This window comes from Butyrivibrio sp. ob235 (assembly GCF_900109475.1).
Taxonomy (GTDB): domain Bacteria; phylum Bacillota; class Clostridia; order Lachnospirales; family Lachnospiraceae; genus Butyrivibrio.
In genome coordinates this window covers 129,143-140,801 of sequence record NZ_FOBE01000006.1, presented here as the reverse complement: position 1 = coordinate 140,801, position 11,659 = coordinate 129,143, and the positions used below count along the sequence as shown (strand labels likewise).

14 protein-coding genes are annotated in these 11,659 nt (G+C 43.5%); all 14 read left to right on the top strand.

Features of this window, described 5'->3' with window-relative positions:
* The first annotated feature begins 148 nt into the window (after positions 1-148).
* Positions 149-886, top strand: a complete 738-nt coding sequence (locus BMW61_RS07240) for a DUF3800 domain-containing protein (RefSeq protein WP_091820642.1) — start codon at positions 149-151, stop codon at positions 884-886.
* Between the two features lie 517 nt (positions 887-1,403).
* Positions 1,404-1,616 (top strand): Maff2 family mobile element protein, encoded by a 213-nt coding sequence (locus BMW61_RS07235; RefSeq protein ID WP_091820670.1) that lies wholly within the window; start codon positions 1,404-1,406, stop codon positions 1,614-1,616.
* 120 nt (positions 1,617-1,736) lie between these two features.
* Positions 1,737-2,603 carry a VirB6/TrbL-like conjugal transfer protein, CD1112 family gene (locus BMW61_RS07230; RefSeq protein WP_091820640.1) on the top strand — a complete coding sequence of 289 codons (867 nt, stop codon included), beginning with the start codon at positions 1,737-1,739 and terminating at the stop codon, positions 2,601-2,603.
* Between the two features lie 19 nt (positions 2,604-2,622).
* Entirely contained in the window at positions 2,623-3,024 is a 402-nt protein-coding gene (locus tag BMW61_RS07225) for a PrgI family protein (RefSeq protein WP_091820639.1), read from the top strand.
* Positions 2,993-5,422 carry a VirB4-like conjugal transfer ATPase, CD1110 family gene (locus BMW61_RS07220; RefSeq protein ID WP_091820637.1) on the top strand — a complete coding sequence of 810 codons (2,430 nt, stop codon included), beginning with the start codon at positions 2,993-2,995 and terminating at the stop codon, positions 5,420-5,422. Before BMW61_RS07225 ends, BMW61_RS07220 begins: the two co-directional genes overlap by 32 nt.
* 4 nt (positions 5,423-5,426) lie before the next feature.
* On the top strand, positions 5,427-7,529 hold the full coding sequence (locus tag BMW61_RS07215) for a C40 family peptidase (RefSeq protein WP_091820636.1): 2,103 nt from the start codon (positions 5,427-5,429) through the stop codon (positions 7,527-7,529).
* Between the two features lie 23 nt (positions 7,530-7,552).
* Positions 7,553-7,825 (top strand): DUF4315 family protein, encoded by a 273-nt coding sequence (locus BMW61_RS07210; protein WP_091820635.1) that lies wholly within the window; start codon positions 7,553-7,555, stop codon positions 7,823-7,825.
* Positions 7,809-8,480, top strand: a complete 672-nt coding sequence (locus BMW61_RS07205) for a DUF4366 domain-containing protein (RefSeq protein ID WP_091820633.1) — start codon at positions 7,809-7,811, stop codon at positions 8,478-8,480. The genes BMW61_RS07210 and BMW61_RS07205 overlap by 17 nt, the downstream gene beginning before the upstream one ends.
* 113 nt (positions 8,481-8,593) lie before the next feature.
* On the top strand, positions 8,594-8,818 hold the full coding sequence (locus BMW61_RS07200; RefSeq protein WP_091820632.1) for a hypothetical protein: 225 nt from the start codon (positions 8,594-8,596) through the stop codon (positions 8,816-8,818).
* Entirely contained in the window at positions 8,815-9,213 is a 399-nt protein-coding gene (locus BMW61_RS07195; protein ID WP_091820631.1) for a DUF4316 domain-containing protein, read from the top strand. Before BMW61_RS07200 ends, BMW61_RS07195 begins: the two co-directional genes overlap by 4 nt.
* Positions 9,170-9,502 (top strand): plasmid mobilization protein, encoded by a 333-nt coding sequence (locus tag BMW61_RS07190; protein ID WP_091820630.1) that lies wholly within the window; start codon positions 9,170-9,172, stop codon positions 9,500-9,502. The genes BMW61_RS07195 and BMW61_RS07190 overlap by 44 nt, the downstream gene beginning before the upstream one ends.
* 111 nt (positions 9,503-9,613) lie before the next feature.
* Positions 9,614-9,898, top strand: a complete 285-nt coding sequence (locus BMW61_RS07185; RefSeq protein WP_091820628.1) for a hypothetical protein — start codon at positions 9,614-9,616, stop codon at positions 9,896-9,898.
* Positions 9,899-10,023: 125 nt separating this feature from the next.
* Positions 10,024-11,196 carry a relaxase/mobilization nuclease domain-containing protein gene (locus tag BMW61_RS07180; protein ID WP_091820626.1) on the top strand — a complete coding sequence of 391 codons (1,173 nt, stop codon included), beginning with the start codon at positions 10,024-10,026 and terminating at the stop codon, positions 11,194-11,196.
* Positions 11,197-11,352: 156 nt separating this feature from the next.
* Positions 11,353-11,646 carry a SpoVG family protein gene (locus BMW61_RS07175; protein WP_035765096.1) on the top strand — a complete coding sequence of 98 codons (294 nt, stop codon included), beginning with the start codon at positions 11,353-11,355 and terminating at the stop codon, positions 11,644-11,646.
* Positions 11,647-11,659 lie beyond the last annotated feature (13 nt).

Genomic DNA, 11,659 nt, shown 5'->3' with positions numbered 1-11,659 from the left:
AGCCATGAAGTTTGGACCATCATGGATGCCGACTTATAGCATAATAATAAACGATAAAAAAAGAATATTAGAGCGGCATAAAATGATATATAATTACATGTGCATGACTTGAGTCATGAGATATTTGGTATGAATTTGGAAGGTTTTAATGGGAGAAGTAGAAAAAAATAGCACTATATATGTATATGTTGATGAGTCAGGAAGCATTACAAAGACAAACGTAAGCAATAATAGGTATTTTGTAATAGCCATGGTGTTTACAGATAATCCTATAGCAATAAGGCGTCTGTTTAAAAAGAAGATTTCCCAAATGATAAAGAAGAATAGTAAGAGAAGAGATGAGATTATACTAAACAAGGAAATCAAAGGATCTGATCTTTCTGAAGCAGAAAAAATTAAGATATATCATCACATTCTGTCACATGGGAGCGATAATATTGAGCTAGGGTTAATTGTTTTAGACAATAACTACACAAATGATAAATTCATAGAAAATCATGCAAGAACATTCAATTATATGGTTCAGGTATTCTTTGACAGTTGCTATAGAAATCACAGTAGATTTATGACAGGTAAAGGCAATATAGAAATTTTACTTGATGAACAGAATGTTGCTACAGGAGCCAAATATGATTTGGAAGAGTATCTAAACCAACAACTTACAATAAAAAATCCTATATGCGATAGATTTTCTGCAGGATATACGGATTCAAAAAATGAAAAACTTGTTCAACTTGCAGATTTTGTTGCTAATTCTTTTTACAGAAATATAGAGAAAAATGATCGAGATAGCGCGGAATCGGTAAAAATGTGGATCAATTCTCTTTGTGGAGATGATGTTTTCGATTTTTCAGAAGCTCATGACATAAAATTGAACATAAAATGATTTTTGACTAATTAGCACATAAGTGCTAATATGTAGTTAGCAAAGTAAATCGTTGTAAACCGCATGAGGATGTAAGGCAGATGTAAGCTGTCCGGTCCAGCGTTTTTGTTAGAAAGGCATTCCAGATATGGGATGTCCTTTTGTTGTTTATAGGATTATTACATAGACCAGCAAAGGTCGGAGACGTCCGATAACTTACTGGTCTATTTTTATGTCCAAAATCAGGTGCACATGGATACGGGCATAACGAAACTATCAACCAGATTTTTTTTTGAGAAAGGAGAGTAGTCCGAAAACTTGCGCAGTTTTTGGATGAAGGTAGGTATATGAAGGGTATGACATGGATGAAGTATAGAGTATGAAGGTAGAGTATGAGGTGCAGGTTTCGGGCGTGGGATGCTCGGTAGATCTTACTACAAAGGACTATAGCGAATCGCTTGTTTTATATACCATGGGATGGTATTTAGCGGAGCTTACAATAGTCGTAATCTACAAAGCGGGTATCCCGGTGAGATCAATGGAATTTTTTCAGAGCGCAATTACTAGCTTACAGACACTCGTTGTAGCACTTGGAGCCGGCCTTGGCGCATGGGGAGTTATCAACCTTCTTGAAGGTTATGGAAATGACAACCCTGGCGCAAAGAGCCAGGGAATCAAGCAGCTGATGGCCGGAGGTGGTGTCTGCCTTATCGGAACCAACCTCATTCCCCTTCTTGCAAACCTTTTCTGATAAAGGTTTGGAGCGTGACCTGCCGCGCTATAGCAAATGGCAGGACGGAAAACTTCATATCGTACAGGGGGCTGGCAATGTGACCGGCCCCATAAATAAAAGCAAAGAGGTAAACAATCTATGGACAGAGTTATAGAAGAATTAACCTCCTGGCTTAAGTCTTTACTTGTTGACGGGGTTATGAGTGTCATGCAGGGCATGTTCCAGTGTGTTAATAACCAGGTCGGGGATGTGGCGAATCAGGTGGCAACAACACCTGCAGCATTCCAGCCGAACGTTTTTAACATGATACGTGAGCTGTCAGAGTCGGTGATAATGCCGATAGCAGGAATGATCCTTACATTCATTGCCTGCTATGAACTGATACAGCTCATCATAGCGCACAATAACCTGGCAAACTTTGAAACGTGGATATTCTTTAAATGGATCTTTAAGACATTTGTAGCAGTGGTACTTATCACGAACTGCTTTGATATTACGATGGCAGTATTTGATGTTGCCCAGCATGTAGTGAACAATGCCGGAGGTCTGATACAGTCTTCGACTGCCATAGATGATTCGGCACTCGCAGGGATGCGTGCAACGATAGAAGCCATGGATCTGGCTGCGATATTTGGGCTGTTCTTCCAGGTTCTTTTCGTGAACCTGGCAACGGAGATACTTTCCGCATTCATATTTGTGGTTGTGTATGGAAGAATGCTGGAGATATATCTGACCATAAGTCTTGCACCCATACCGTTTGCAACATTCGGTAACAGGGAACAGAGCCAGGTGGGACAGAACTACTTAAAAGGACTTTTGGCACTTGGCTTTCAGGGATTCCTTATCATGGTGTGCGTGGGAGTATATGCAGCGCTTATCCAGTCAGTGGCATTTTCTTCTGACATCGTGGGCTCGATGTGGGGAATACTCGGATACACAGTGCTCCTCTGCTATTCACTATTAAAGACCGGTTCACTGGCAAAGAGTATCTTCTGTGCGAGATAGACTAAGGGGGTTACAGAAAATGGCAAATTTCGTATCAGTACCAAGAGACCTTTCCCGTGTCAGGGATAAGATAATATTCGGTCTCACAAAAAGACAGGTCATATGTTTTCTGCTGGCGGCGCTCGTTGGGGTACCGCTCTTTTTTGTTACAAAGAAGATAACGGAAAACGTCAGCGCAGCGACTCTTGTGATGATGGCGATCATGATGCCTTTCTTTTTCATAGCCCTTTATGAAAAGGATGGCATGAACTGTGAGACAATTCTCCATCACATGATCCAGTGGAGGTTCAAGAGACCAAGGACCAGGCCATATATGACAGAGAATTACTACGATGCCTACATGAGGCAGAAAAAACTTGAGGAGGAGGTAGAGGACATTGTTATTTCCCATGTTCAGAAAGAAAAAGAAAAGAAACCTTAAAGTTCCGGCACGCCTCTCATCCGACGAGAAGAAAAAGATAAAGAAGGTCATAGATGCGGCAAAGAAATCCGACAAGGTACCGCATTCGGTGCAGGAATCAGTGACCTTTGAGAGGATGTTCCCGAGCGGGATATGCAGGGAGGAAGGAGACTTCTATTCTAAGACGATCCAGTTCCAGGACATCAATTACAAGCTCGCGGAGGATGAGGACAAGAAGATCATGTTCGAGCAGTGGTGCAGCTTCCTTAACTTCTTTGACAGCACGGTGGAGTTTTCGCTGACATTCATAGAAGTCAGCACCGATTCGACCTGCTTTGAAAAGAGGATAAGGATACCGCTCAGGCAGGATCTTTTCAATGGAACGAGAGACCAGTATTCGGGATTCTTAAAGACACAGTTTGAAAAAGGTAACAACGGCCTTACAAAGACCAAGTACCTTACTTTCGGAATCCATGCTGCTTCAATAAGAGAGGCAAAACCGAGACTTAATCATATCGAGACAGATGTGCTGAACAACTTCAAACACATAGGAGTTGCGGCAGTCAGCCTTAACGGATGGGAGCGACTAAAGGTAATGCATGACATCTTCCATATGGGAGATGAGGAAAAGTTCATGTTCGACTGGAAGTGGTGTACTGACAGAGGACTTGGACCGAAAGACTTCATCGTTCCAAGTTCACTTGCATTTCCGAAAAAGAAATCCTTTGAGATGGGAGACATGTTCTGTGCCATGAGTTTTTTGCAGATAACAGCATCAGAGATAAATGATGAGATGCTGGCTGATTTCCTTTCAATGGATTCATCTCAGGTACTCAGCATCCACATGCAGTCCATTGATCAGAATACTGCAATAAAGGATGTAAAGCATAAGATCACAGAGCTAGACAGAAACAAGATAGAGGAGCAGAAAAAGGCAGTCCGTTCCGGATATGATATGGACATCATTCCCTCGGATCTTGCAACCTATGGCAGGGATGCCAAGGAACTCTTAAGGGAGCTTCAGACGCAGAACGAGAGAATGTTCATGATAACCTTCCTTATCATGAATACCGGAAAGACTGAGCGTGAGCTTGAGACGAACGTGTTCCAGGCAAAGAGTATCGCACAGAAGCATAACTGCTCTCTTGTAAGACTTGATTATCAGCAGGAGATGGGACTTATGAGCAGCCTTCCTCTTGCAAGGAACCATATCAAGATACAGCGCGGCATGACCACATCAAGCTCTGCGATCATGATCCCGTTCACAACGCAGGAGCTGTTCCAGGAAGGAACGGATTCTCTCTACTATGGATTAAACAAGCTCACCAGCAATATCATCATGGCTGACAGAAAAAAGCTCCTTAATCCAAATGGCCTTATTTTGGGAACACCCGGTGCAGGTAAATCTTTTGCAGCTAAGCGTGAGATGGCAAATGTCATGCTCGCTACAGACGATGACATAATCGTTTGTGATCCTGAGGGAGAGTACGCGCCGCTTGTAGAGAGTTTTAATGGTCAGGTCATTAAGATAAGTGCAAATTCTCCGCACTATATCAATCCCATGGATATCAACCAGAACTATTCCGAAGACGACAATCCCATAGCACTGAAAGCAGAGTTCATCCTGGCTTTATGCGAGCTGGTAATGGGAGGCAGGGGAGGACTTCTTCCGGTAGAGGTAACTGTAATAGATAGATGCGTCCACAAGATATATAACAGATACTTCGAGAATCCTGATCCTGAAAAGATGCCTGTCCTTGAGGACCTTTACAACGAGCTTCTTAAGCAGAGCGAGCCTGAGGCAAAGACCGTTGCTACAGCATTGGAGATATATGTAAAGGGTTCGCTCAATGTTTTCAATCACAGGACAAACGTTGATATTAATAACAGATTTGTCTGCTATGACATCAAGGAGCTTGGTAAACAGCTTAAGAAAGTAGGAATGCTCATAGTTCAGGATGCTGTATGGGGCAGGGTTACTGCAAACAGACAGACCGGAAAGAGCACCCGTTACTATATGGACGAGTTTCATCTTCTTTTGAGGGATCCCCAGACTGCGAGTTACAGTGTGGAAATCTACAAGAGATTCCGTAAATGGGGCGGCATTCCGACAGCCATCACACAAAACGTAAAGGATCTCCTTTCGTCTCCGGAAATCGAGAATATACTGGAGAACTCTGATTTCATATATATGCTCAATCAGGCGAGGGGAGACAGGGATATCTTGGCGAGAAAGATTGGAATAAGTGAATATCAGCTTAAATTTGTAACGCAGTCCGGAGAAGGTGAAGGGCTGCTTTTCTTTGGAAATCTGATACTGCCTTTTGCAGATCATTTCCCGAAAAATCTTGAACTCTATAAGCTGCTCACCACAAAACCCGGTGAGATAGCAAAGTACAAGGAAGAGAAGGGAGCATAAGACATTGGATGTTAAAAAGCGTTACCAGAGTAAGTTCAGGACGAAGTCCTCCATGGAAGCAGATTATGGAAAAAAGCTGAAGCAGGGACGAGGCAGTGGTGTTCCGGATAGCAAAGATGCAAGAAGGCGTGTGCAGGCAAAAAAAGAAACATCTGTTGCAGGGGATAATTATGGTGAAGGTTTAAACAGGATTCAGTATAAGAACGGTGTGTATAACAGAAGGAATGGTGTTTCTGTAAGGGGCAGAAATAGTAGGGATGCTAGGGCTGGAAGAATAGTGTATGGTGGAAGAACTATAGATTCTTCCAGTTCCACAGATACTACTCTTACTACGGATTATGACAGAACTTCAGATTATTCCTATATCACAGCTTATACCAGTGGTTCAGATTATACCCGCTCCACAGACTATGATAGTGCCACAGCGAATCAGGTTCTTCAGGGCAGAAGAGAGTCCGAAGAGCTTCTTGGCATAAAGGCACAGATGGCACAGCAGGAGAAGTTTATCCATCAGCAGGATGATGCCCGACATATGGCAGAAGAGACCGCGCATGTCGGACAGGAAGCATATGATAAGGTTCGCTTTGTTAACCGTGATGCGGCTGAAAAAGCTTCAATTGCCGATAAGTTCCGTATCAGTAATCCAAAGGAACGTGCAAGTGCCATGGGCAGAGCTACAGATACTTTGGGTAAATCCGTAGGTACTGTGTCCGGAGCTGTGACAGAAGTTGTTGGCAGTTCCTATTCTGATGGCGGCGAGGATAACAATCCTGCTGATGATGCAATAGGTACCGCAGGCTGGGCTGCATATGAAGCAGACAGATGGTTCAAGGATTCCTATAACAAAGACAGAAAGGAAGAGTACAAAAAAGAAAAGAAGCATTCTAATGAGCAGAATCCCATGGACGGGTCAAATGCCAGGTCAAGGGAATGGCAGAAAAAGAGGACAAGGAAGTCCTATTATGAGAGGGAAAAGGAGTGCGAGGCAGCAAAGGGTGGACTCACAAGACTTGAGGATATTGCCAATAAGCTGTCTGAAAAGATAAGCGACATATTTACCGCAATTATCAGTTTTGTGGAAGAGAATCCCAAGATCCTTATCCTTATCATAGTGATAGCACTGCTCATAATAATGCTCTGTACGCTTCTTTCAAGCTGCATGATGATAATGCCTGCCATGAATGATGGCGGTGCAACATCTTCCTTCAGTGCCTATGATGAGGACATCACAGGTGTTGAAAAAGATTACCGGAAACTGGAAGAGGACCTGGATGATACCATAACCAAAACGCCTGAGCTTTATCCCGGGTATGATGAGTATGAGTACGAACTTGATGAGATAGGACATGATCCTTATGAGCTGGCGGCATATCTTACAGCAAAGTATGATGATTACAAGCGAAAGAACATGAAGGCCATCATCAAGGAGCTTTTCAAGAAGCAGTACAAGCTCACCTATACAGCGAGACAGGAGAACAGGACACTGACCTGGACAAATCCTGACGGAACACCGGGGCGGTATGATTACACGGTAAAGATCCTTAAGGTAAAACTTGAGAATAAGGGACTTAATGAAGTAATAAAGCATCTGCCAATGACTGAAAAGCAGAGAAAGCATTATGAACTTTTAAAGTACACCTATGGAAACAAGGATTACCTTTTTGATGATGTTTACGGCGATGGTGATGAGGAAGAATATCATGTACCGGGTGAAGCACTCACCGACCAGCAGTTTGCAGCCATGATAGCTGAGGCTGAGAAATATCTTGGCAGGGCTTATGTGTGGGGAGGAAGCAATCCCACTACAGGTTTTGACTGTTCGGGATTTGTATGCTGGGTGATAAATCACTGCGGATGGCATGTGGGAAGGACAACTGCACAGGGACTAAGGAAGTATTGTACGGAGATCTCACCGGGAGAAGCAAAGCCGGGGGATCTTATTTTTTTCGAAAGAACATACAATACCTCCGGCGCGAGTCACGTGGGTATCTATGTCGGGGACGGTATGATGATCCACTGCGGAAATCCCATCGGATATGCTTCAGTTAATACTAAGTACTGGCGCGAACACTTTTTGTGCTATGGCCGCCTTCCGGCTACGCACTGAGGTGACGCCTAAGAGGGGGAGACATGTTTGAGAGATTAGACAGATACAAGGCTGAGCTTGCAAAAACCAGGGAGAAAAAGGCTGAGATTGATGCAAGGGTAAGGGCACTTGAGAAGAAATGCCAGGAGGAAGAGAAGACCGCTGTCCATGAAATGATGAAGGCTGCGGATATCACTCCTGCGGAATTGCAGAAACTCATCGCTTACACAAAGGGCAACATGCCCGGAGGAAAGAGCGTTGGGGAGATCGTTAATAAAAAAGATGAGGAGGAGATCACTGATGAAAACGAAGATTAAGGACAGACTGCTCAGGACGGTACTGGCAGTGACAACAGCCATGTGTTTTCTTGTAAGTCCCATGACAGCATATGCTTATGTTGATCCTGAAGCTGAAACAGCAGAGGAGGAAGTAGTACCTGATCCGCCTGCTGAGGAGGAAGAAGTGGAGGAGATGGGACCTCTTACACCTGAAGGGAACCTTACAATAGTTGATGACTATGGAAGTCCTGAGAAAACAGGAAAGCAGTTCATCACTGTTACAACCAAAAACGGAAATATCTTTTATATCATCATCGACCGCGATGACCAGGGGGAGAACACAGTACACTTCCTGAATCTCGTTGATGAGAGGGACATCCTTTCACTACTTGATGAAGATGAAATAAAAGAGCTTAAGGGTGAGACTGAGGAAGAAGAGACACCAGCTCCCGTAGTTGAGGAACCTAAGGAAGAACCTGAGCCTGAACCCGAACCTCCGAAGAAGGGTGGTTCAAAGGTTGCCATGATAGTTATACTTCTGATTCTTGCAGGTGCCGGTGGATTTTATATTTATTCCAACAGGGAAGACTTTATAAAGAGGGAAAAAGAAGATCCCGATAAGGACTTTCAGGAGGATGAGGAGACAAACGTTCTTGAGAAGATGGATACGGAGAACGATAAATCCGAGGACTGAGATTTGAGAGATCCGGAAATTTAATAGCGGAATATTTGTGGTGCAGGCTGCGGAAATGAATATCCGTGGCCTTGCTTTATGAAAACAGATCTTTACGAAAGGGGGAGCTCATCATGGTAGAAGCAGACTTAAGCACACCAATGACTGCTGAGGAGAAGGTTGAGATAATCACAAACCGTCTTTCCAGTTACAGCTTCAGGATGGGGCAGGTGGTGGATGCGAAAAAGCAGGAAGCCAGGAAAAAGAAACAGCAGATAAAGCATGGGAAAAAGGATGGCAGGGAATCAGTTCTTCAGAAACTGGAAAACTACAAAAAGGCGAAAGGAGTACTGGCATGAGCGGACTTGATCTTGCAAACGACAGACTGAACAAGGAAGAGGAGCTCACAGAAAAGGAGGAGTCCATTCTTGAGCAGCACACGATCCATTCAAAAAAGAATTATCTCAAATCTGTGGAGGATGCAGTTGAGGGCAATGACAATAACTTCGATGGCATAATCAATTCCGTTCCGAAAGAGGCAGAGGAGGAGAGTAAAGAAGTTCCCAAGTGGGCACATGAGTTCCTTGAGGATCTTTATAAAGTCCTTAATCAGGCCGATGAGACAGAAGTCTCAGGAAGGAAAGCCAGGGAGTATGAGGAAGCCAGGAAAAAGGCTATCGAAGAAGAGAAGCTTTTAAAGGAGAGAAAACATGCAAGAGCGCACGCACAAAGTTACGGTCCGATTGACAGATAAGGAATATGCCAGGCTCATCGCCAAGATGGATGAGGTGGGTGTCAGCAGCATGAGCATGTATATACGAAAGATGATGCTGGATGGTTACTGCGTGAGATTAAAGACGGATGACTTTGGTGAGATAGTGTATCTTCTCCGCATGTGTTCCAACAATCTCAACCAGTATGCAAAGAAGGCAAATGCTTTCGGAGATGTGTATGCTGAGGACATGGAAGATCTGAAAAAACGTCTTGATGAAATCTGGGAGCATACAAAAAATATGATGATAGCTTTTTCTCAGATAAGGTAATCGGCAAACTTGGCAGATGATTTTTGCAGTCATATCATAACTGTAACAGGATATGGTTTCTGAGATTCAAATAGTCACAGTTGACTTGTTTTTTAGACCGGAGGTGGCGAGATGAGTATTGCAAAGTTTGTTGTGAAGGTTATGCTTTTTCCACTATTCCTTATGGTGTTCACGGCAAATATGTTCGTGAAGATGTTTGTAAATCTGTCCGGAATGATTGCTGGACTCATGTTTCTTATAGGAACAGTCCTCATTATCTTCTGCTTTGCAACTCACTGCATATGGGGAGTTGTGATAACGTTTATCGGCGGAATCATGTTATCTGCAGTGATGCTTGCAATAGGATTTGGTGAGCATCTGCTTGATATGGCGGTGGAACTTTACCAGGATTTCTGATAAGAAAAGTATTTGAAATGGCTTCCGAGTAAGGAAACTGAAATATTGAAATACGCAAATGAGCAGTCTGTATTTTCATAAATATGGGCTGCTTTATTTGTGCAAAGAAAGGAAAGGGGAAATGGATGGCAGCAACAAAACTCATAGCGCTTCATCATATCAAGACAAAATCTGTAGCTGAGTGCCTTAAGCGATGCATCGATTATGTCAGGGATTCGCGAAAAACAGAAGATGAAAAGTATGTTAGCACCTATGGCTGTGATCCCAATACCATCCTTGGGGAATTCCTTCTTTCGCGCAGAACCTATGAGGACAATGTAAGAAAGCCTCACAAAAATGATGTTATCGCTTATCAGATAAGGCAGGCATTCAAGCCTGGGGAGATCACACCAGAACAGGCAAATGAGATCGGATATGAACTGGCAATGCGATTCACCAAGGGGAAGCATGCTTTTATAGTTACGACTCATACGGACAAGCATCATATTCATAATCATGTGATATTCAATTCAGTATCAATCGATGGAAAGAGCCGGTTCAGAAATTTCTATTTCTCAGGACTGGCCCTTGGCAGGCTCTCAGATATGCTCTGCCTGGAGAATGATCTTTCCGTGATCCGATCACGCTATGAGGAGCGGATGAACACCAAAAACGAGAAACGGAGCAGACATCATATTTCTGACAGCAGCTTATCTTTCCTTGTGGATATCGAGAAGAAGATGCAGGAGGGAAAAGGCAAGGGTTATGAGAACTGGGCTAGGAAGTTTAACTTAAAACAGCGTGCAAAGGTGCTACTGTTTTTGGAAGAACATGGTATAGCTTCCTATGAAGAACTTGTTAAAAAGACAGATGCAATGGAGGCGGAGATAGATGCCCTGAATGAAAAGATAAAAGCCAGGAATGAGCGTATGGCCAAGAACAAGGAACTTCAGAATGCCATCATAACCTACTCCAGGACTGCCGAGGTTTACACTGCCTACAGAAAGAGTGGTTACAGCAAAAGATATCTTGCAGAGCATGAGACAGAGATCAGGGACCATCAGGATGCCAAGAAGATATTTAACAGAGTATCCGGTGGAAAGATACCAAAGCTAAAGGAACTCCGTGCAGAATACGGCGAACTTATCGCTGCCAACAGACCTGATTTTCAGCAGTATGTGCAGCTTAGAAAAGAGAAAAAGGACTATCTTGTTGCAAGGAAGAACCTCGAACTTCTGCTTACTGAGAAGGAAGCGGAAGAGAGAGAAAAGGTGAAGGCAAAGCCGAACCGTAGCTCGAGGTCGGAGGCCTCGTTGTAAAAGCGGAAATCGCATTTGTCTGACAAATGCACTGCTTGCATGCGACCTTGCCGTGGGCAAGGGTCGACCCGGGATTATGACCCGAAGAAAAAGAGCTACAGAAAACAGATCAATATAGCAAAAAACAATTTTTCAATTTGAGGGGAGAAAACAACTATGAGAGTAGACATTAGAACAAAGGCACTTGAGAACGCATCAAACGGAGTAAAGGGAGTTGCAACAGTAACCTTTGGCAGCAACTTTGCTGTCAGAAACATCTCCATTGTGGAGAGCAAGACAGGTAACCTCTTCATGTCCATGCCCAGCTACAAGATGAAGACAACTGACGAAAATGGAAAGCCTCAGTACAAGGATATAGCGTATCCCGTAAACAAGGAGTTCAGGGAGATGCTTCAGGAGAACATCCTTAAGAGCTATGAGAGTGGTGAGGATGTGACTTTTGAGGTGTGATCAGCAGACTGAT